Genomic DNA, 19,610 nt, shown 5'->3' on the forward strand with positions numbered 1-19,610 from the left:
GGTAGAAATGCTTACCTTGCGAGAGATGCACGATATTGCCAAGGGCGAAGTCTGGTCGATGGAAGACCTAATTCGCAAAGGCCAACGCTCAAAGCCGCCGCGTCCTGATAGCTGGATCGCGCAGCATCGGCGCATTCTCCAGCACCGCAAGCAGTCGGTAAAACTCATTGAGAATGAGATTGATCGCCGCAAGGCAGAAGGCGAGGCGGCAGCATGATTAAGCTCGCGCTCCCGTTCCCTCCGTCTGTTTGGGACATCTATGTCGGCTGGGGCAAATCTCGCCGTCTTTCGCCGGAATATGCGAAGTGGCGCAAAGACTGCGGCTTCTTCCTCAATCGCAAGAACGAATTCATCGACGGGCCTTTCAGCATCTCAGTTGCTTTGAAGCGTCCGCACAAGCGCATGGATCTCGACAACCGCATGAAAGCGCTGCTCGACGTTCTCCAGCATTACAAAGTCATCAAGAACGACAATCTCTGTGAACGCCTCACGATGACGTGGGATGCCGGTTTGAAAGATGAGTGCGTCGTCATCTTGCAGCGCGCCGAGGAGGCGTTAGCGTCATGAAGAAAAGCAAACTCTATGGTTTTGATCTTTTACGCCAGCAGACAATTTCTTCGGTCTTGGAAGTCTTGGACGACCGTGATGCATGGGTCATGGGGGACACCGAGATAGAGAAGCTGCTGTGTGCAGCCATTAGCGCACGGATTATGTACGGGCGAACGGAATTCTCAGACGTTCTAAACGCAGACGAAGAGAGTCACGCGCAAGAGTATTTCTCAAACCCGCACTATAGAACATATCTAATCTTACAACCTCAAGTCCAAATCGGAAACTATCGCGTTGATTTTGTTTTGAGTGCATGGACTTCTGGGTATGTTTATTCGGCGCACAAACGTAGCACTACAGAGCCTTACTGGCGCAAGCTCGTAATCGAGTGCGATGGCCATGAATACCATGAACGCACCAAAGAGCAGGCTTCGAAGGATAGAAGCCGAGACAGAGACCTTACAAATCTCGGCTTTGACGTATTCAGATTTACCGGCTCAGAGCTTTGGCGCGATCCTTGGGAGTGTGCTGATCAGCTTTACTACTGGGCATTGAGGGGTTGGTGATCATGTCAGTCATCGCCACAGCCGTTAAGCATATGCTCGCAGCCAACATGTCTCATGAAGACATTGTCTTGGCTATAGCTGAGATGGAACAATCCAACGCGCCATCGGCGGTGACTAACAAACGTCAAGAGCGCAACCGCCGTTATTACGAGCGTCTTAAAGCGTCTGAAAAGCGTCTTAATAAGACGGAACAAGACGTTTCAGACGGTGGAAACCTTTCCCCTGAAAAAAGGTCCCCCATACCCCCTAAAAAACTAACCCCTATCAATCCCCCTTCGCCCCCTAAAGGGGGCTCTTCCCCCACAGATTTCGATCATTCTGAGGCTCTCGAAGCCTACCAAGCTACCGCTAGCCGATGTGATCTGCCCTCAGTTCGGGTTTTGACGGCTGCTCGGAAGCAGAAGCTCGCTGCCGTTCTTCGCCAGCATGGCCTACCGGTCTGGCTCGAAGCGCTTGCCAAGATCGAGGCGAGCAGTTTTTGCACCGGTGGCAACGACCGGGGGTGGAGGGCTGATCTCGATTTTCTGCTCCAGCCCTCGTCCTTCGCCGCAATTCTCGAAGGCCGATACGACAATCGGCAAGGCAAGCGAAAAGAACCCCCTCCAAAGCCTCGAAGTATCGGGGATGCACTACGCGACGAAGCAAGGCGACACGGAGTTTTGAGAGATGAACCAGATAGCCAAAACAGAGGATTTTACGGCGAAGGCCACTCAGGCGGAAATGTTAGAGTGCTTGACCTTGCTTTCAAGCCTGCCCTCAAGGGCTTCGGCTGACGATCAAGTCAACGTGGCGGGTTTCTATCTGGCCCTCGAAGGTGTGACGCGCCACGGCCTGCAAACGGCGACAAAGCGGATACTGCAAGGCTCTCTCGGCCATGCTTTCCTTCCAAGCCCTCCAGAGCTTCGCCAAGAATGCGAAAGGGTGATGAAGCCGATCCTCGAAGCGCGGGTCAGAGACAATCAGGAACGTCGCATCCGAGAGGAAATGGCCAAGGACAAACCTGTCGCCAAGTGGACACCGGAAAGCCGCGCCCGTGCAACTGCGAAGTGGGAAGCCGAGAAGGCACAGCAGCGCCTCGACAATGCAGCAGAAGAAACCCGCCGCGACCAGTACGACGCAAGCCCGGAAGGCTGCACAGCCCGCCTCAAGGCAGCGGCAGAAAGCAACGGCAAGGAATTCAATCTCGACAAGATCAGAAACGCGCCGAGCGGTTCGTTCCAGCAAGTGGGGAGGGCGGCATGACCTTAGCCCACCACGCCCACGTCGATAACTCATCATCGTATTACTGGTCGAAGAAGGATCGGGAAGTTTTCAAGCCCTTGCGCTTATTCCGCCAAGGGAAAGACACACTGGAAATAGCTCAAATCATGGGCATCACCGAAGCGGACGCTCACATGCGTGTTCACAGAGCGATGAGTTGCTTGAAACGCAGGAAGGTCCGCACCGTACCGCATGGAGAGTTCGAATAATGTTTGCAGTATCAGCAACCCGTACCAATCAGGCCGCAACTCGAATTATCTCAGAGCGTTTGAGAAAACAGCGGAGTGAACGCGAAGCAGAAATGAAGCGCCGCGAGGAAGTGGAGCTTGAAGCCAAGCGCCGTGAAATGGAAAAGCGTGAAGCCGAAGCACAGCGCGCCGAACAGTTTCAAAACTACGTCAACATCATCGCATCATATCGCGAGGTTGATCTTACCGGCGCGGACAAGCTTTCCGTAAAGGATATTATCATCGGTGCCGTTCAGGGAACAGGCATCAACTACGATGATGTTCTCAGCCATCGCCGTACGCGAGCAATCGTTGATCTCCGCCATTACGCAATCCTTTGCGTCTGGTCACTCCGCCCAGATATGAGCCTACCCAACATCGGAAAGCACACCGGCGGACGTGATCACAGTTCAATCCATCACGCGATAAACCGCTTTGGCTTCAAGAGCAGAGAAGAATCGGCAGCATTTATCCGTGCATTTGGTCGTGAAACCACAATGGCGCGCATCGCCAAGCAGGCAGCATAGGAGAGGGTGGTGGGCGCTTTACAGTTCGCGCATTTTAGAAGCCCGCATTGCAGAAACGGGCGAAGACTATGGATCAAATGCACAATGGTCCAAATGTGGATGCTTCCCAAACAAATCACTTTCGAATGCGGAGACATTTACGAGCGTGTGAGATTTAGCTGGCGGCGCGGCGCTGCCTACTACGAACGCAAGAACACAGCATAGGAGAGGGTGATGGATCGCATCAAGAAGCTTGGGAAATGGCTGCATGAACTGGTGATGGATTATTATCCGTTTGTCATCTGCGTCACTGGAGGCGGGATATTTTCCATCGCGGTTCGGGATGATGATCTTTATGCGCGCATATTTTTTATGGCAGTCGCTTTCGCAGCATGGCTATTCGCACTCGATCTAATCGCCACGCGCTCCAAGGCGAATGCGAAAAGCGAAGTCGCTGCGCAATTCCTGACCTTTCTTACCAAGGGCGGCGATACGGAAATCAACATCTATCAGCACAAAGAACGCGACTAACCCACGGCAGCGAGGAACGCATGGCGGCTTATTCAAAGGCACAGAAGCGACGATTGAAGCAGGGCAGGCCGCTTTTGCCTGCCGTAGAGCGTGAACCAAACGGGAGAAAGAGCAGACGCAAATCAGCAGCAATGCGGCGAACACATGAAACAGAGGCGGAGGTGAAGATGGTTGTCATATCTGCCCGTATGAGAGCCGGGTTGTCAAAATCCATAGCCGAGCGTCCAGAGGCGGGGTCTGTCCTTGGTCGCCTGCACATCCTGTTTCCGGATCATATCAGCTATGCCCACTATCAGGCAGGCATTCGATACGGAGAGGATTACTGCCGGTACTACGCCTTGAGCGGTATTCCATACCCATCGGCTCGCGCTCACGATATGACCCGTATCCATGGCCTAGGAATAGATAAGCCAGAGAAAGCGAAGGAGGCGAGGGACCGCATCAATGCGCTTGGCGAAGAAATCCGCAAGGTCGACCGGTCTGGCCGTCCGGTTGCCAGCGTCATTCGAAAAGTCTGCATTCTCGATGAAGACACAGGAATGCACATGCCACACATGGTTCGGTTTCTGGCCAACGGCCTTGACGCTCTTGTGGACTTCTACGGGATAGATCGGCGCGCAGAGCCAAAGGACTTGACTAACGAATGACATTTAGTCAGCCTGAATACGGTAGGTGATTTGCCACCAAGAGAGATTTACAGCGGCTTACGGGCCGCTTTTTCATTGTTGACAGGATGCTCCGACACTGAAAGCATCAGAAGCATGTTGTTACGGGCTTTCTTCCTATTCGTTGTTGGATTTATTCTTACGGGTTGCGGTAACTGCAACATGTTGGGGGGCCGACAGTCAGCACACTGTAATGCTGGATTGGCCACAGGATTAGTCCTTGCCTCCCCTGTCTTAATTCCGATGGCGATAGCCGATGACGCAAGGGCGAGTTCAGTTCCAGCGCGACCGATTCAAAAGTTTGAGCCAAAGACTGAAAGAGAAAAAGAACTGTATCGTGCAGCAGGCGGGAAAATCTAGCAGTGAGGAAGATCGAGACTTCGATTGGGATGAGGCGCGGAACGAACGACGCCGCCAGAAATACGCTGAAAAGAGGAAGGCGGCATAAGGGCTATCGGGCCGCCTTTCTCTTGTGATGACTTGTTTTGAACACAGTGCCCTCCTATATAGCCTTCATCGGCATTGCTTAAGAGCGCTGGAAGTTTTCTGTCGCTCGCAATTGCCTTCATCGTTTGATGCTTTTGACCACGGATGTACTGGCACTGGTAGAAAATGATGGTCATGAAGGTCGGTGCATTTTTGCCCCGGCCTTTTTTGTATTCGAGGCACTGCCTCAACGGAATGCGAGCAGCAAGGCGATTGCAATGCCTACCGTGGGAAATAGCAAAATGGGATATGCCCCACGGCTCGCACACTCAACAAAACCCGTCACGCTCCGGCGCACCCCGGCGGGTTACTATCCTCCCTCATGCAGTACCGCCCCATTTATCCGGGTAGCGCGAGCCATGAGGGCTACAGGGTGCGGTCAGAACCGTAAACGAGCCGCAGTGGGCCGCAAGGCGACCAAACGCGAACGGTGACGGGCGGAGAGAGTGCCGCACAGTTTTTCAGCCGTCGCCTTCGGGTGGCAGCTTTTTCATTGGAGGGAAGGTGGGTCAACCCATGTTCTGCATCGTAATCCGGTATGAAGTTTGCCGCGAATTACAATAAATTTTACGAGCGACATCGTAAATCCGTTTGCGTGATGCATCGAAGGCAGACAGCAGGGATGCTTCTGTTGCATCAATTGCACCGTTTCTCTCTAGCGCGCTTTTTTCGATTAGAAACGGCACGGAAATCATTCCATCATATCCCACAAAGCGCACACCGATCTCTAAATCGTCAAAGCTTCTGCTAGGATTTGGAAACAAAAGAGCCATCATGCTTCTCTTTTTGTCGCGCCGCCCTCGTTATCCCATCGGTTAACTGCGGCATACATTGCATTGTGTCGGACAGTAAACCGCTTCAATGCAATTCGTAAGCGGCCTTCATCAACTGTTCCGCTCTCAAAGCGGTGCACCAGAAATCGTGCTGCCTTAGTGGGCAGATCATACGTGTCACCCGGTGTACGCGCCTCCCTGAGAAGGCGAGTGATCATGTTCATGTTTGAAGAATTCAAGTAGGTGGAAGACATTTGGTCCTCCTTCGTTGGGGCTAGAGTTCGCACCCGTAACCGACAGCGCCCGTTTCAAATGCTGTCGAGATAAACACCATGCTCCTTATGCAGGAGTAAAGCAACTGAGGCCGCATTGCGGCAGCAGCCCCCCACCATCGAGCGGGGTTTTCATTTCAACAATTCGGAGAACGATATGCGCTTTGGCTTCAGTGTCATGGCGATTAAACAGAACTTGGAACGAGTGCGTGAGTTTAGTGTTTCAATGTCATAGCTCTGAAAGGATAATGACGATGAATCCCAAACGAATGGCACTAAGCGCAGCGGGCCTTTTGGCTGGATATGCAATTTATCGCGCTGTCGCACCGAAAATCCCAGCGGGTGTTGTCCCTGTAAGCAATTTTGATGCTGAGCGTTATCTAGGCAAGTGGTTCGAAGTAGGTCGTTTGGATAATCGCTTCGAGCGGGGATTGATCAAGACAACGGCGGAATACACTCTGAATGACGACGGTTCTATTCATGTCGTTAATAGCGGATTTGATGCTTTGCGGGGTAGGCACAAACAGGTGTCAGGCACGGCTGTATTCGTGCGGGGACCAAACGACGGTGCGCTGAAAGTATCGTTCTTTGGGCCTTTTTATGGGGGATACAATATTATCGCTCTGGATGAGGATTACCGATGGGCGATTATTGTCGGTTCAAGCACAGATTACTTCTGGGTATTGTCTCGCGATCCTGAGCTTCCGATCAACCTTAGAGCCAGAGCGACCGAGATGGCGGAGCAAGTTGGGATTGACCCATCGCGGATTAACTGGGTGCAGCAATAGCACATTTCTAACGACTTCCACGGAGCGGGTATCTCCTCCCCAGACAACCGGGCGATGGGAACAAGGCTTCACTCGTGGCTTAGAACCATCATCTCCGCTCCGGGGAGTATGCACCCTCATTATGCGGCGTAAGTGGGCAAGACCGGCAAAAAAGTGGTTAAGTTTTAAATGTACTCCAGACAGAAAGGGCTAGCGCGATTAGATCGATGGCATTCCCTTTGGTCCATAAGACTAAGCTGCCCAACTGAGAAATGGCCTTAACTGCTTCGTCTTTTGATTGTGTTGAGGCGATGATTTCGCGAACTTTCGCAACTTCTTCCTCCGTCAGGGTGAAGTGGTGTCCTCCGTCCGTTACTACTACTCGGGTAGTCTCAAACGTTCCCACCTGGTCGGCATCAATGCCAATATCGAAGCCATGTACTTGAACATCGGTCATTTTGGCATGCCCGATGTTGTTGAGCTTTATGCCTGTAGTCTTTCTCATTGCTTTCCCTCCGTCCAAACCCGAACAGGATTGAACCGTGAGTCTCACCCCAAAGCAAGAGGCCTTTGCGCTCGCCTTTTTTGAAACAGGAAATGCAGCAGAGGCGTATCGCCGGTCTTATGACGTGAGCGAGAATGCCAAGGATCAGTGGATTTACGTCGAGGCTTGCCAGCTTCTCGATAACCCTAAGGTCGCCATAAGGCTGCAAGAGCTTCGTGACCACGCTGAAAGGCATTCGATCTATACGCGCCAGCAGGCGTTAGACGAATATGAGAAGGCCCGCGATCTGGCGATTAGGGCAGGCAATCCAAGTGCTGCTGTTTCAGCGATCAACGGCAAGGTTAAGCTGTATGGCTTGGAAGCGCCAGTCAAAGCGAAGGTCGATCATACATCAAGTGATGGCTCGATGACGCCGAAGCCCACAACAATCAGGATATTAGCAGCGGATGACGGAAGCGACGATAAGGCTCCCGCCTAAACTCGTTCCGATATTCAGCAAGCCAAGGGGAAGTGTTCAATATCGCGGAGCGCACGGCGGACGAGGAAGCGGCAAGAGCTTCAACTTCGCCAAGATGGCCGCTGTGTGGGGATATGCGGAGCCTCTGCGTGTTCTTGCAACGCGTGAGTTTCAGGCGTCGATCAAGGAAAGCTTCCACGCGGAACTGAAAGCGGCAATAGCATCCGAGCCTTGGCTTGACGCTCATTACGATGTGGGCGTCGATTATCTGCGCGGCTCAAACGGGACGGAGTTCATTTTTCGTGGCCTTCGCCATGGCGTGAACACCATCAAATCTTTGGCCAAGATCGATCTCACGATTGTCGAAGAAGCCGAAGACGTACCAGAAACATCATGGCTGGCGTTGGAAGCCACCGTGTTTCGGCAGCCTAAATCAGAGCTATGGACGGTTTGGAACCCGCGCAAAGATGGATCACCGGTTGATCTGCGGTTTCGCAAAGATAGGCCTGACAACGCCTTAATCACCGAAATGAACTGGCAGGATAACCCGTTTTTCCCTGTCGGGCTGGAAACACTGCGGAGACGCGAACAGGAACGGCTTGACCCCAATACCTACGCTCATGTGTGGGAAGGGGCATATCTCACCAATTCAGACGCCCAGGTATTCGCGAACAAGTATCGTGTTGCGGAGTTTGAGGCTGCATCCTCATGGGATGGGCCATATCAGGGCGGTGACTTTGGTTATGCTCAAGACCCGACCGCTGCCGTGCGCTGCTATGTCTATGGTGACACGCTTTATGTCAGTCATGAGCGTGGTGGCCGCCAGATCGAGCTTGATGCTATCGGCATCGAAGTTTCGACTGGAATTCCAGAGTTTGAGAAATATGCGTCTCGTTGGGATAGCGCGTCTCCGGGATCCATCAGCATTATCAAGCGCTCTGGCCTTCCAAGGGCTGAAGGTGTTGAGAAGTGGAAGGGCAGCGTTGAAGACGGCATTCGCTTCCTGCGCTCGTTCCGTGAGATCGTCATACACCCACGCTGCAAGGCGCTGATCAACGAAATGATGCTCTACAGCTACAAGGTGGATCGCCTGACTGGCGATGTGCTGCCGGTGCTTGTGGACGCGAATAATCACTACATCGATGCTCTTCGATACGCTGTCACGCCGATGATTAAGCGCGAAGGCTACACCATTGAACAGATGCGAAAGGCATTTTCATGAATAAGCCCCGCATCCGGGTAAACCAGAAAGGCGCAGTTACCGCGCTGGACGGCATAGCACTTACCGATGGAATGGCGAACGTCATCACCGGTCTTGGCCGTGCGAATATGAAATCGGCTGCAACTCGATATGTTGTCGAGTTCGACAGCTTGGAGAGAGACAACGCCTATCGCGCATCAACTTGGTATCGCAAGATCGTCAATATCCCCGCTGCCGACGCGGTGCGGGAATGGCGGTCATGGCAGGCTGAAAAGGATCAGATCGAGAAGATTGAGGCCGAGGAAAAGCGTCTCGGTGTCCGTAATGCGGTCTATCAGGCGCTGCTCACGGCTCGCCATACGGGCGGGGCTGTTATTATGGTGGGTGGCCTGCCGGGGGTGACTTCGCAGCCGCTGCGCATGGATAGCATTCGTGCCGGTACGGTGAAATATCTGACCGTTCTCGGACGCGACGACATCACGCCCGGCGCCATCATCCGCGACCCTCAATCTGATTGGTTCGGTCAGCCGGAGAAATGGACACTGACCACGGAAGGCGGAATGCTCGACATTCACCCGTCGCGTGTTGTCTTCGTCAATGGCCGCACGGTTCCCGGCTCCCTCCGCCGTGCTGGCGAAGTATGGGGGGACAGCATCTGGACACAGATGGCCGACAGCATCCGCTCGGCAGACAACGTGGCCGGTGTGATCGATGCTCTGCTGCATGAAGCCAAGATCGATGTGGTCCGCATCAAGGACATGGTGTCCCAGATGGCGTCCGGGGCATCCGAGAACGATTACATCACGCGCTGGACGATGGTTGCCACGCTCAAGAGCATAAGCAATGTGTTGATGCTGGACGGTGACGATGAATGGAGCCAGAAACAGATCACATGGGCAGGTCTGCCGGATATCGCTCGTACGCTTCTGACGATCATGGCTGGCGCTGCTGATATCCCCGTCACTCGTCTGACCGGCGAGCAACAAGCAGGTTTGTCCAGTGCGGACAGCGGGTCGCTCAAGCATTATTACGATAGCCTGAAATCGATGCAGGAGCTGGAATATACGCCTGCTCTCCAGCCCCTTGACGAAATGCTCATCCGGTCGGCCCTTGGCGAGCGCGACCCGGCAATCTGGTATTCATGGAACAGCCTGTGGCAGGCGTCCGATAAGGAGCGCGCCGAGGTTGATAAGCTCGAAGCCGAGGCAGTCGACATATACGCTCGCTCTGGCCTCATCCCGCAGGACGCGCTGGCCGGAATGGTGCAGACGCGCCTTATTGAAAGTGAAAGCTGGCCCGGTGCTGATACAGCATACACTGCCAGCAAGGCTGATCTGGACCTGTCGCCGCTGGATGAAGGTGACAATCCGAGTGCCATCACTGCTGATGCCGCGCCACGTACACTGTATGTGCGCCGTGATGTGCTGAACGCCAAGGAGATCATCGCCCACTTCAAGGCGCAGGGCTTCACCACGACGCTGCCTGCCGACGACATGCACGTCACAATCGCATTCAGCCGCCAGCCGGTTGACTGGATGAAGGTTGGTGAAAGCTGGCAGAGTGAATTGAAGGTTGCTGCCGGTGGGCCTCGTATGATGGATGCGTTCGGCCCGAACGGTGAGGCGAAGGTTCTATTATTCGCCTCGTCAGAACTGTCATGGCGATATCAGGAGATCAAGAACGCAGGCGCATCATGGGATCATACTGAGTTCCAGCCGCACATCACGATTTCATATGCCAAGGATGCGCCGGACCTCACCGGCATCGAGCCGTGGCAGGGTGAAATTGTGCTGGGGCCGGAAATCTTTGCCGAGGTGAAAGAGGACTGGAAGGCTGGCGTGACTGAGGATGCGCTGTGAAGATTGACCTCAAGCGGCAGGTAAAGGCGACCGGCTATCGCAAAACCGCTGTTGAACTGCCACAGATCGAGCCAACCAAGGCCCAGAGAGACGATCTGGCGCGCATTTACATGTCTGTGGTACGGGTGTGGAAAGCCGGTGTGAACGACCGAATATTCCCGGCATACAAGCAGGCACTGGCTGAACAGATCGCTTCTGACAGGCTTATGCGTGACCGTGTGGGTGCGGTAGAGGCAGAAATCGAGGCTGTTGAGGGTGAGGCGGTTCGCACAGTCCTGACATTCCGGGGATTGTTTCAGTTATGGGCTGATCGGCTTCAGCTTTGGCATATGCGCCGGTTCATCTCGACACTGGTTTATGCGACGAAGGTTGATCTATCGACACAAATGCATGCCGGTGACGTAACGGAAACACTGGAAGATATGATTGCTCGCAATGTCTCTTTGGTCAGAAACGTGTCTGATCAGGCGAGGGGGCGCATAGCTGATATTGTTTACCGTGGTCTACAGAACCGCACTCCGCCGAGAGATGTTGCCAAGCAGTTGAGCGAAGCCGTGGGCCTGTCGCGGGATAGATCGCTGCGTATCGCCATTGATCAGTCACAGAAACTGTCATCAGCTCTCGACAAAGAGCGTCAGTTACAAGTCGGCATGACAAGCTTTAAATGGCTCCATTCTGGCAAAAAGCACTACCGCCCGGAGCATTTGGCCAGAAACGGCAAGGTGTATTCTTGGGATAGTGAGGTCGCTAAGTCCGATCCTCCGGGTTTTGCGCCTTTCTGCGGTTGTAAGGCTAAGGGCCTACTGGAGTTGGATTGATGGCGAAGATCAAGGGTCTGGATAGGCACGTTAGACGCCTCCAGAACATGCGCAAAGCCGCAAAGCAGATCACAGGCGCGCTTTATTCGGCTGGACAGGATATCGAACTATCGGCCGAGCATTCGATCACACAGGGCGCTATTTCGGGCAAGGGGCATGTTCCATCCACACCCGGCCAGCCGCCGAACGCCGATACGCATCACCTCGATACGAACATTGAAACGACAGTGCATGCCCATAACCCGCCGACTGTGCATATAACCAGTCATGCGGATTACAGCGCTGCCCTGGAATTCGGGACAAGCAAGATGGCGGAAAGGCCATTCATGCGACCAGCTACCGAAAAGAACCGCAAGAAAGTGTCGAGCAAGGTTGCCGATGCAGTGCGGGTGACTATCCGCAGAGGATAAAACCACATGAAAATCACGGACACTGTGACGCTTGACGCCAGTCAAGTGAACGATGACGGCTATCTGGTCGCCAATGCGCGAACAGCCAGAATTGGCATTCAGCAATATCTTGGACCTGAAATTGGTCGGCCTGATCTTGGTGTTGTGAATGTCTATCGCGATGAGGCAGAGGTATTCTCCAAGCGGTCACTCGATACATTCTCGCGTATTCCGATCACGCTGGATCACCCTGATGATGTGGTCACAGCTGATAACTGGAAGCAGTACGCGGTCGGAACCACAGGCGATGAGGTGTTGCGTGATGGCGAATATCTCAAGATCGGCCTGAAAATAACCGATGCTGATGCTGTAAAGGCGGTCAAGGACGGCAAGCGCGAATTGAGTGTTGGCTACGCTGCCGATCTCGTATGGGCCGATGGTGTTGCTCCTGATGGTACGCCGTATCAGGCCAAGCAGACCGGCATATCTGCCAATCACATCGCAATAGTTTCCCGTGGAAGAGCGGGTTCACAGGCTCGCATCGGTGACGGTGCGTCGTGGGGCATCCGCCCTTTTTCATCCCAGACAGCAGACGAAAGGAAAAGCCCCATGGCTGATACTCTGCGTAAAGTGCTGGTCGATGGCTTGCAGGTCGAAACGACCGACGCAGGCGCAACGGCCATTGAAAAGCTGACCGCTGACAAGGCGGCAGTGGAAAAGAAGCTGTCCGACGCCGAAACCGCACATGGCGCGGCCATCGCGACCAAGGACGCGGAACTTGCGAAGAAGGACGCCGAAATTGACGACCTCAAGGGCAAGGTCCTTGACGGTGCTGCTCTTGATGCGGCTGTAGCGGCTCGTGGCGACCTTCTCAATAAGGCCAGGGCTATCGCGCCAGACGTCAAGACCGATGGCCTGTCTGATGCTGCTATCCGAAAGGCCGTTGTTGAAGCCAAGCTTGGCGATGCAGTCAAGGACAAGGCAGAGGCCTATATCGACGCCCGTTTTGACATTCTCGCAGAGGATGCAGCCGGGACCGAGCAGCTTCGTGACACCCTCACCAATCTCAAGCCAACCAACGACGCCGGCAAGGCCCAGCAGTCCTACGTGGACCGCATGACCAAGCGTTCGGCTTAACCAGCGGCAAGAAAGGAGAACCACCATGGCTCTTATGCCCGCTCCCAAGACCAAGCATGTCGCTGGCCTTCCGGGTCAGTTCCAGAACATGGAGGAATGGAACGCCTTCACCGCGTTTGCCTCCGGCACTGCCACCAAGGCCATTGGCTTTGGTCATCCCGTCTCGATCGCTGGTCAGTCCGGCGATGGCACGGCTACGGTCAAGGCACTCGCCACGACTGAGGTTTTCGCCGGCATCACCCGCGAGAACATCACGACTGGAAACGCCGCCGACCAGACGCTCTATGCCGATGGCGATACCATGGGCGTAGCTGATGAAGGTGTGATCTTTGTCCTTGCTGGCGGCACAGTCACCAAGGGTCAGAAGGCATTCTTCAACCCGGCAGACAACAAGTTCTATGGCGCTACCGCCACCGGATATCTTCCTCTGCCTAATTGCGAGTTCGACCAAGGCGGCGTTGCCGATCAGGCCGTTCCCCTCCGTCTTCGCATCGTACCGGGCGGTGAAGCCGTCACGGCTGCGGCCTAACCAGTCCCTGAAAGGAGACGTGTTCAAATGAACATGCAGATTACTGACGCACAGGGCCTGGCCTTCCTTCGCCAGCAGACCCATGTGCTTTCCAACCGCGCCTTTGAGCAGGAATACGACCTGATCAACTGGCGCGAGCTGGTGCCGGTCAATACCGATTACCCCGAGTGGGCCAGCGGCGTTGATTTCCAGATCGGCGATATGACTGGGGCCGCGCAGTGGCAGTCGGGCTGGTCCAAGGACGTGCCGCTCGCGGACGTGCGCCTCATCAGCGTGTCGGCATCCTTCGCCATGTATGCCGTGGGCTACCGCTGGAACATCGAGGAAGTGGGCAAGGCGATGTTCGCCAACTTCCCGCTGACCTCGCGTAAGACCATCGCTGCCCGTCAGTCCGCCGATATCTTCTGCGCCGAAACCGCCATCACCGGTGGCGGGCACCCCGGGTGGACGGGCTTAATGAACCTGGCCGGGGTAACGCCGCGCCTGTCGCCCAACAACGGCACCGGCTCGGCACGCAACTGGGTTGACGCCAACGGCGTGGGCCTCAAAACCCCGGAGCAGATCGTTTCGGAGATGAACTACTTGCTCACCGGCGAAAGCCTCGTGACGGGGGTTTTGGCATCACTCATTGGCAACACGATCCTGCTGCCACCCGCTGCGATGACCTACATCATGAACACGCCGTATGGCGTGACTTCGCCGAACATGACGATCTTCCAATACTTCATGGCGAACAACATCTATACGCAGCGCACCGGTCAGCCGGTGGTCATTCGCGAGCTTCCGATGCTGGCGACTGCGGCCACCACGACCACTCCCACTAACGTGGCAGGTCAGGGGCGCGCCGTTGGCTACCGCAACAGCCCCGACGCGCTCGAATTGCCGATGCCTATGCCGTACCGCTTCCTCGATGTGTATCAGGATGGCCCGCTTCAGTGGACCCACCCCGGCATCGGTCGTGTCGGTCAGCTCATTCAGATCCGCGACACCGTTCGCTATCTGGATGCGGTCACGCCCGCTCCGGCCCCGTAATCGGCGCGAAACAATTGGCCTCGGCAATCGTGCCGGGGCCTTTCCAATGAGTGAGGCTAGAAATGCTGACCATCAAGAATCTGACCAACAGCCCGTATCCGGTCATTCTGGCCGATGGCTCCAAGGAAATACTGCCTGCGCGTGGTGTGCTGGAGAACGTTGAAGTTCACCCGATGCACATGCCGCTTTACCGCTCGATTGGCTATTTCCAACTGTCCGAGATGCCTTCTGTTCCGGGTGTTGAACTGGTCGGCAATTGGGTGAATGGCAAGCCAGTATCCGGCGCAAAGACCAAGAGCAGCAAAGATATAGACCCAGAGCTTACCAAGCTGCGCAAGGATTATCAGGAGATCACCGGCAAGCGCGCCTATCACGGATGGGATGCTATCGAACTCCAGAAGCGCATTGACGCGGTATTGGAGGCATAGCCATGGTCGATACAGTTCATACTTCTTCGGGCGGGTTGCAGGATGTAACCGTCAGCGGCGCGCCGATCCCCGATGCGGACACGCAAGCTGTCACCACGTCTGGGGGATCATTGCAGGAGGTCCCGCCAGCAATGGGAAGTGGCGACGACGCCGTTACCAGCGTTAACGGGAAGTCAGGCCCGCAAGTTACTCTCACTGCCGCAGATGTTGGCGCGCTTCCTGATAGCTATACCCCACCCGCGCCTGATTGGGGTGATGTCGCCAACAAGCCAACTGCGTTTACGGCCACTTCTGCATCAGTTACCGCAGCGATGGCTGGGAAAGCTGAAATCGGCGCGCTTGCGTCTCCGACCGCCGACTATGCCGACATGACCGAAGCGACGGCGGCAATCAAATCCATCATCGACGCGTTGCAGGCACCATAATGGCTTGCGATCCGATCACACCAGCCCGCTTCAAGGAACTGAAGCCTCAATTCGCTGCGGTGGATGATGCGGTCATTACAGGATACATCACGCTCGGCGGCATGTGGGTTGATGGCTCTTGGCCAGACAGGCTTTGCGAGGCGGCGCAAACGGCAATCGTTTGTCATTTGATGACGCTCGACGGCCTCGGTACTGATGCGCAAAGCCAGCAGTTCAAGGCTGGCCTGTCCAACTTCCAGTCGTTCAAATCGGGCGAACTGACATTAACCCGCTTCCAGAAGTCCGCCGGCGAGACAAGTTACAGCGAATGGCTGGCCCAGACTTCCTGTGGTGCATTCTTCGCCCAGCTTCTCAGAATGGCCAAGGGCGGCCCACGCATCGCCATGGGCGGCGTCGGTGGCGCTCAGAGTGGGTATGCCAAGGATGTTGCTAACTGGCCTGTGTGGAGGACGCAGTAGCATGTCTCTTCTTGATACAGATGCCCTGAAAAACATCATGAGCGCGGCCTTCGCCCCTATCTTCGGCACCGGCCAGCTTATCCGAACCAGCATGGTGCGCCAGCCCGGAGGAGTGATCCTTCCGGTAGAGGAACCGCCAGTGGATATCTCGGTACAGGTTGATCGGGCCGACGAAGCCATGCGCCAGTCTGCCGGCTATACCGATACAGATGTGAAACTGATCATCCTTCAAGCTGGAATTGCCGGGAAAGAGCCAGACACAGATAGCATCGTTGTCGCACAGGGCAGACGCTGGAAAGTGTCCGGTGTCCGATCTGATCCTGCCCGCTCTCATTGGATAATGCGCGGCATCCGGCAGGCAACCGAGGAATAATTCAATGGCCAGAGCTAAAAAAACGGTGGAGGCATCAACTTCCAGCCGGTGGTTTCGCGTGAGCGGAGACAAGTTCGATTGGTCTCCCCGACGCGGTTATACCGTGGCTTACAAGTATGGGCATATCGGGTTTGGCACTCGCGCCTGTATTGCCAGAGGGCTTGAACTTGGTGTGATCGAACTTATCGAGCCGCCAGAAGGCGCGAAGGTCGGCAAGGATGGGAGAGTAACCCTTGGCGATTGACATCGGGAAGGCCCTACAAATCGCCGTAGTGAGCCACCTAGAGACGTTTGCTGAATTAACGGCCTTTGTCCCGGTATCTCGCATGTACGGCATGCAGCCCCCTGCAAATCCGACTTACCCATTCATTCGGTACGGCTTCCCCATCGTTGGCGGCTTTGAGGCCACATGCTGGGAGGGCAGTACAACCCGCATTACGCTTCATGCTTTTGCCGAAACGACATCAACCGGGTCCGGTGAATTCATAGTTTCAGACATTGCCTCTTTGATCGTGAAGGCAATGGGCGAGTTCAATCCTTCAACGATCAACGTCATCGACTGCGAATTTCTCCAGACCCGCATAATGCAGGATGGGGATGAGGCCGACAGGTTTCATGCAGTCGTGGAATTTTCAATCACTGCTCAACCTGTCTGAAAGGACATATGACCATGGCGCAGGCAAAAACCATTCGCTTTGCAGGCCAGCTTTTGATGCTGGGCGACGGAGCTGAACCCGAAGTATTCACGGCCCCTTGTGGCTTCACGTCGCTTAATCTCACCGTAAACATCGAAACCAACTCGACCAACGTACCCGACTGTACGGACCCAGACCTCCCGGCATGGTTGGAGAGCGATGAAGTTTCAAAGCAAATGGTTGTCGGTGGCTCTGGTGTACTGGACCGGGACGCCATGCAAGTCTGGCGCGACTGGATGATGACAGGTGGCGAAAAGAACATCCGATGGATGACAGCCGGTTCAGCCGCTGAAAATGGTGGCCATTGGTCCGCACCTGGCATCTTGTCCACCTATGAAGAAACGGGCGAACGTGGCCAGCGCTGGCAGTTGAATATTGGCGTTACGTTGAACGGTAAGCCAGAATGGACGCCAACAGTATGAGTCAATCCAATCTTTCGGCAGAGGTGGTGCTTTCTTTTGGCGACGGGGAACATCTCTTCGCCATTAAAGGCAAGCAACTGGAAACGCTGGAAAAGATTTGCGATGCTGGAATTTCCGAGATTTCACACCGCGTATTGAGCATGGTGCCGAAGTACGCGGACCTTTACAGCGTGATCCTTCTAGGGCTGGAAGGCGGCGGAATGCCTCCTGTAGAGGCAAAGCAGTTCATGGATCGATACTTCGTGGGACGGCCAATCGCCGCTGAAAATGATCCTCACTCGCCTATACGGACGGCTGCAAAAATCATGGAGGCAGTTTGGTTCGGCATTGAGGATATTGAAGCAGGGCAATCAGACAGTGGGACTGGCGATAAAAAAAAAGGATGAACTTTGCCGCGTATAGGGCGGCGCTTGTCCGATCAGGTGTCTCTCCTTTAGAAATTCAGCGTATGTCCCTTTACGAAATAGCGTCCATGAATGCGGCCCTTCGCAAGATGGATAAACCATCCGACGAAACCATGTCGGATGATGAATTTGACGCTCTTATCGATAGGGTAAGAGCCATGAACCTGCCAGATGTGAGGGTTTGAAGATGGATCAGCTCTTTTTCGATGGCGTAGTGCTCGCTGCTGCCATATTCGCAGCCCTTGCCGGAGTTATAAATATCGTTTCCGTGATCCTTCTCCGAAATCGCTTATTTGATTTGGAATCTATGATTATATGGAAATGGAGCGAGGCCCCGTGGTGGACGCGAATTCTGCCGGAAAGCACCTGCCAAGACCATTTGGCAAATAAGGTTTTCAAACGTGAATGCCATCGTTGTGTTTGTGAAAGCAGCGCGGTCCAGTCCGGCTTTATAGAAAAAGAAAATTGAACAGACGATCCGGGAAGCGCTTGGCATCTAAGGTAACATTCATTATTGGCCCAACTTTCATGCTTGTCACTGCCTGCTTGAACGCCCTTTACCGGGCCTGTCATAGATATCCGCCACGCATTTACTGTCCCGGACGTATGATTGCGTATCGTGCCAACAATCCTGATCTCGGTGGATGACGAACTATATTCTTCTTCCCACTCAATCGTAATGCGCTCTCGCTGCTGCTTCCACGTTACCCAAGCGAGAATGCCCGTAAACAGCGCTGTTGCCGCCGTGCCGGCAGTTACAGCCCATAGGTGAAATGATGACTGGTCCATTGCGTCCCCCGTGCGCCCATCAAGGACGATTCGCGGGAGGGTGTCGAGCCAAAGAAAAACCCCGCCGGAGCGGGGCTGGGTCAAGCAGCGTGACGGGCTGGTTCATTCGGTCTGGACGCCGATAGGATGAAGCAGGGGGGCGAAAGGCCCCTTTTTATTGGAGGGATTATGAAGGAAGAAACCGCGCAGTTAGGTGAATTGGTGCTAATTCAAGGCAGCATGCAAAGGCAATTTTTATCGTTGCTTTTGGCGCAGTTGGTCAAAGCGAATATTGGGTTTGACGCCGACGCGTTTCTAACATTGCTCTATCTATTTCAAGAGAATATGCCTGTTCCTGACAAAGATAAATCTCAAGAATTAAACCGGCAGTGCGAAATCGGCATGAATGAATGGCATAAGCTTATAGAAATGGCGGAAATCGCTGTAAATAATGGAGAAGATTGGAGGGCGCTTTGAGCGCCCTCTATAATTATCGATTAGTAATCTCTGGCAGATGCATTCCCCTATCATCAAATACGCATCTTGCCCCCTGAGGAAGATCAATTCCAAGTCCATTCTTTGCAGAAAAGTCAAACGTTACGACGACGTTTCCTTGCGATGCGCGCTGCACATTGCTTGAAAACCAGCCTTTGTCGAATGACGATGGAAACTTGAGCATCCGAACTACTGCGGCCTCGCATTGTTGGATAGCTTCATGATCTGTAATTGAAACCGTTCTCTCCTTGATTGACGTTGCGCCAGACTTCGCATCGATTTCAGCCGACGATAGATAAAATCTCTCGCCATTCCTGCAATCGACAAAGATGACAACATTATTTGGTGGCGAGCTTCGGTTATCTGACAATTCAGAAGTTTCAACGAAATCGCACCGAGGGTTCTTGATAGCTTCTTCTGCGGCAAGAACCCGATATTTGTTGATGCTTGCAGCGCCTTTCTTGCCCCATGTCTTGAACGTCTTCGGATAATTTTGGGGCGTGTAAGGATCATAGACATTGCTGTCGATCTTATCCGCCGTAGCAAAAGAAACCGACGCCATAGTCGTTAATGTCAGGCCAAATAGAATAGAAATTCCACGCACAATTATTCC

General features: G+C 54.2%; 33 protein-coding genes. 28 read left to right on the top strand and 5 right to left on the bottom strand.

Going from position 1 to position 19,610, the window contains the following annotated elements:
* Positions 1 to 7 precede the first annotated feature (7 nt).
* The 9 genes from KUG47_RS12005 to KUG47_RS12045 all read left to right on the top strand — a co-directional run bounded on the left by KUG47_RS12005 (position 8) and on the right by KUG47_RS12045 (position 4,286).
* On the top strand, positions 8 to 217 hold the full coding sequence (locus tag KUG47_RS12005) for a hypothetical protein (protein ID WP_217678219.1): 210 nt from the start codon (positions 8 to 10) through the stop codon (positions 215 to 217).
* Positions 214 to 567 carry a RusA family crossover junction endodeoxyribonuclease gene (locus KUG47_RS12010; RefSeq protein WP_217678220.1) on the top strand — a complete coding sequence of 118 codons (354 nt, stop codon included), beginning with the start codon at positions 214 to 216 and terminating at the stop codon, positions 565 to 567. Before KUG47_RS12005 ends, KUG47_RS12010 begins: the two co-directional genes overlap by 4 nt.
* Entirely contained in the window at positions 564 to 1,115 is a 552-nt protein-coding gene (locus KUG47_RS12015) for an endonuclease domain-containing protein (RefSeq protein WP_217678221.1), read from the top strand. Before KUG47_RS12010 ends, KUG47_RS12015 begins: the two co-directional genes overlap by 4 nt.
* A gap of 2 nt (positions 1,116 to 1,117) precedes the next feature.
* A complete protein-coding gene (locus KUG47_RS12020) occupies positions 1,118 to 1,888 on the top strand; it encodes a DNA replication protein (protein WP_217678222.1) in 771 nt (256 codons plus the stop codon).
* Between the two features lie 13 nt (positions 1,889 to 1,901).
* The gene (locus KUG47_RS12025; protein ID WP_217678223.1) at positions 1,902 to 2,357 is read left to right on the top strand and encodes a hypothetical protein; all 456 of its coding nucleotides are present in this window, start codon (positions 1,902 to 1,904) and stop codon (positions 2,355 to 2,357) included.
* The gene (locus KUG47_RS12030) at positions 2,354 to 2,584 is read left to right on the top strand and encodes an RNA polymerase sigma factor (protein ID WP_217678224.1); all 231 of its coding nucleotides are present in this window, start codon (positions 2,354 to 2,356) and stop codon (positions 2,582 to 2,584) included. The genes KUG47_RS12025 and KUG47_RS12030 overlap by 4 nt, the downstream gene beginning before the upstream one ends.
* The gene (locus KUG47_RS12035) at positions 2,533 to 3,129 is read left to right on the top strand and encodes a helix-turn-helix domain-containing protein (RefSeq protein ID WP_254799540.1); all 597 of its coding nucleotides are present in this window, start codon (positions 2,533 to 2,535) and stop codon (positions 3,127 to 3,129) included. The genes KUG47_RS12030 and KUG47_RS12035 overlap by 52 nt, the downstream gene beginning before the upstream one ends.
* A 213-nt stretch (positions 3,130 to 3,342) precedes the next feature.
* The gene (locus KUG47_RS12040; RefSeq protein ID WP_217678226.1) at positions 3,343 to 3,639 is read left to right on the top strand and encodes a hypothetical protein; all 297 of its coding nucleotides are present in this window, start codon (positions 3,343 to 3,345) and stop codon (positions 3,637 to 3,639) included.
* Between the two features lie 167 nt (positions 3,640 to 3,806).
* On the top strand, positions 3,807 to 4,286 hold the full coding sequence (locus tag KUG47_RS12045) for a hypothetical protein (protein ID WP_217678227.1): 480 nt from the start codon (positions 3,807 to 3,809) through the stop codon (positions 4,284 to 4,286).
* Positions 4,287 to 4,660: 374 nt separating this feature from the next.
* Here KUG47_RS12045 and KUG47_RS12050 read toward each other — a convergent pair whose 3' ends face one another.
* The 3 genes from KUG47_RS12050 to KUG47_RS12060 form a co-directional block, all read right to left on the bottom strand.
* Complete coding sequence (locus KUG47_RS12050; protein WP_217678446.1) at positions 4,661 to 4,927, bottom strand: hypothetical protein; 267 nt, start codon at positions 4,925 to 4,927, stop codon at positions 4,661 to 4,663.
* A 372-nt stretch (positions 4,928 to 5,299) separates the two neighbouring features.
* Positions 5,300 to 5,566, bottom strand: a complete 267-nt coding sequence (locus tag KUG47_RS12055) for a DUF1488 family protein (protein ID WP_422718086.1) — start codon at positions 5,564 to 5,566, stop codon at positions 5,300 to 5,302.
* Complete coding sequence (locus tag KUG47_RS12060) at positions 5,563 to 5,817, bottom strand: hypothetical protein (RefSeq protein WP_217678228.1); 255 nt, start codon at positions 5,815 to 5,817, stop codon at positions 5,563 to 5,565. Before KUG47_RS12060 ends, KUG47_RS12055 begins: the two co-directional genes overlap by 4 nt.
* Positions 5,818 to 6,089: 272 nt before the next feature.
* Between KUG47_RS12060 and KUG47_RS12065 the strand changes: the two genes are divergently transcribed.
* Positions 6,090 to 6,623, top strand: a complete 534-nt coding sequence (locus KUG47_RS12065) for a lipocalin family protein (RefSeq protein ID WP_217678229.1) — start codon at positions 6,090 to 6,092, stop codon at positions 6,621 to 6,623.
* Positions 6,624 to 6,780: 157 nt separating this feature from the next.
* Here the strand turns inward: KUG47_RS12065 and KUG47_RS12070 are convergent, their stop codons facing one another.
* Entirely contained in the window at positions 6,781 to 7,107 is a 327-nt protein-coding gene (locus KUG47_RS12070; RefSeq protein WP_217678230.1) for a hypothetical protein, read from the bottom strand.
* 37 nt (positions 7,108 to 7,144) lie between these two features.
* On the opposite strand from KUG47_RS12070, the gene KUG47_RS12075 reads away from it, so the two are divergent.
* From KUG47_RS12075 to KUG47_RS12160, 18 genes are all read left to right on the top strand, one after another.
* Complete coding sequence (locus KUG47_RS12075; protein WP_217678231.1) at positions 7,145 to 7,585, top strand: terminase small subunit; 441 nt, start codon at positions 7,145 to 7,147, stop codon at positions 7,583 to 7,585.
* Positions 7,554 to 8,786, top strand: a complete 1,233-nt coding sequence (locus KUG47_RS12080) for a PBSX family phage terminase large subunit (RefSeq protein WP_217678232.1) — start codon at positions 7,554 to 7,556, stop codon at positions 8,784 to 8,786. Before KUG47_RS12075 ends, KUG47_RS12080 begins: the two co-directional genes overlap by 32 nt.
* Positions 8,783 to 10,624, top strand: a complete 1,842-nt coding sequence (locus tag KUG47_RS12085; protein WP_217678233.1) for a phage portal protein — start codon at positions 8,783 to 8,785, stop codon at positions 10,622 to 10,624. The genes KUG47_RS12080 and KUG47_RS12085 overlap by 4 nt, the downstream gene beginning before the upstream one ends.
* Positions 10,621 to 11,442, top strand: a complete 822-nt coding sequence (locus KUG47_RS12090; protein WP_217678234.1) for a phage minor head protein — start codon at positions 10,621 to 10,623, stop codon at positions 11,440 to 11,442. Before KUG47_RS12085 ends, KUG47_RS12090 begins: the two co-directional genes overlap by 4 nt.
* On the top strand, positions 11,442 to 11,852 hold the full coding sequence (locus tag KUG47_RS12095; protein ID WP_217678235.1) for an HK97-gp10 family putative phage morphogenesis protein: 411 nt from the start codon (positions 11,442 to 11,444) through the stop codon (positions 11,850 to 11,852). Before KUG47_RS12090 ends, KUG47_RS12095 begins: the two co-directional genes overlap by 1 nt.
* Before the next feature lie 6 nt (positions 11,853 to 11,858).
* Positions 11,859 to 12,968 carry a DUF2213 domain-containing protein gene (locus tag KUG47_RS12100; RefSeq protein ID WP_217678236.1) on the top strand — a complete coding sequence of 370 codons (1,110 nt, stop codon included), beginning with the start codon at positions 11,859 to 11,861 and terminating at the stop codon, positions 12,966 to 12,968.
* 25 nt (positions 12,969 to 12,993) lie between these two features.
* On the top strand, positions 12,994 to 13,497 hold the full coding sequence (locus tag KUG47_RS12105; protein ID WP_217678237.1) for a structural cement protein Gp24: 504 nt from the start codon (positions 12,994 to 12,996) through the stop codon (positions 13,495 to 13,497).
* A 27-nt stretch (positions 13,498 to 13,524) separates the two neighbouring features.
* Positions 13,525 to 14,529 (top strand): major capsid family protein, encoded by a 1,005-nt coding sequence (locus tag KUG47_RS12110; protein ID WP_217678238.1) that lies wholly within the window; start codon positions 13,525 to 13,527, stop codon positions 14,527 to 14,529.
* 62 nt (positions 14,530 to 14,591) lie between these two features.
* Positions 14,592 to 14,957, top strand: coding sequence for a hypothetical protein (locus KUG47_RS12115; protein ID WP_217678239.1), 366 nt, complete (start codon positions 14,592 to 14,594; stop codon positions 14,955 to 14,957).
* Between the two features lie 2 nt (positions 14,958 to 14,959).
* Positions 14,960 to 15,382, top strand: a complete 423-nt coding sequence (locus tag KUG47_RS12120) for a hypothetical protein (protein WP_217678240.1) — start codon at positions 14,960 to 14,962, stop codon at positions 15,380 to 15,382.
* Positions 15,382 to 15,840 carry a DUF4054 domain-containing protein gene (locus KUG47_RS12125; protein WP_217678241.1) on the top strand — a complete coding sequence of 153 codons (459 nt, stop codon included), beginning with the start codon at positions 15,382 to 15,384 and terminating at the stop codon, positions 15,838 to 15,840. Before KUG47_RS12120 ends, KUG47_RS12125 begins: the two co-directional genes overlap by 1 nt.
* A gap of 1 nt (position 15,841) precedes the next feature.
* Positions 15,842 to 16,213 carry a hypothetical protein gene (locus KUG47_RS12130; protein ID WP_217678242.1) on the top strand — a complete coding sequence of 124 codons (372 nt, stop codon included), beginning with the start codon at positions 15,842 to 15,844 and terminating at the stop codon, positions 16,211 to 16,213.
* A gap of 4 nt (positions 16,214 to 16,217) precedes the next feature.
* The gene (locus KUG47_RS12135; RefSeq protein WP_217678243.1) at positions 16,218 to 16,457 is read left to right on the top strand and encodes a hypothetical protein; all 240 of its coding nucleotides are present in this window, start codon (positions 16,218 to 16,220) and stop codon (positions 16,455 to 16,457) included.
* Positions 16,447 to 16,869: a DUF3168 domain-containing protein gene (locus KUG47_RS12140; RefSeq protein ID WP_217678244.1), complete on the top strand. Its 423-nt coding sequence runs from the start codon at positions 16,447 to 16,449 to the stop codon at positions 16,867 to 16,869. The genes KUG47_RS12135 and KUG47_RS12140 overlap by 11 nt, the downstream gene beginning before the upstream one ends.
* Positions 16,870 to 16,883: 14 nt before the next feature.
* The gene (locus KUG47_RS12145; protein ID WP_217678245.1) at positions 16,884 to 17,330 is read left to right on the top strand and encodes a phage tail tube protein; all 447 of its coding nucleotides are present in this window, start codon (positions 16,884 to 16,886) and stop codon (positions 17,328 to 17,330) included.
* On the top strand, positions 17,312 to 17,716 hold the full coding sequence (locus tag KUG47_RS12150; protein WP_217678246.1) for a gene transfer agent family protein: 405 nt from the start codon (positions 17,312 to 17,314) through the stop codon (positions 17,714 to 17,716). Before KUG47_RS12145 ends, KUG47_RS12150 begins: the two co-directional genes overlap by 19 nt.
* A 205-nt stretch (positions 17,717 to 17,921) precedes the next feature.
* A complete protein-coding gene (locus KUG47_RS12155; protein ID WP_217678247.1) occupies positions 17,922 to 18,203 on the top strand; it encodes a hypothetical protein in 282 nt (93 codons plus the stop codon).
* Positions 18,204 to 18,691: 488 nt separating this feature from the next.
* Positions 18,692 to 18,979, top strand: coding sequence for a hypothetical protein (locus KUG47_RS12160; RefSeq protein WP_217678248.1), 288 nt, complete (start codon positions 18,692 to 18,694; stop codon positions 18,977 to 18,979).
* Between the two features lie 13 nt (positions 18,980 to 18,992).
* Here KUG47_RS12160 and KUG47_RS12165 read toward each other — a convergent pair whose 3' ends face one another.
* Complete coding sequence (locus tag KUG47_RS12165; RefSeq protein WP_217678249.1) at positions 18,993 to 19,601, bottom strand: hypothetical protein; 609 nt, start codon at positions 19,599 to 19,601, stop codon at positions 18,993 to 18,995.
* Positions 19,602 to 19,610 lie beyond the last annotated feature (9 nt).

It is taken from the genome of Falsochrobactrum tianjinense, from assembly GCF_019100495.1.
GTDB lineage: Bacteria > Pseudomonadota > Alphaproteobacteria > Rhizobiales > Rhizobiaceae > Brucella > Brucella tianjinense.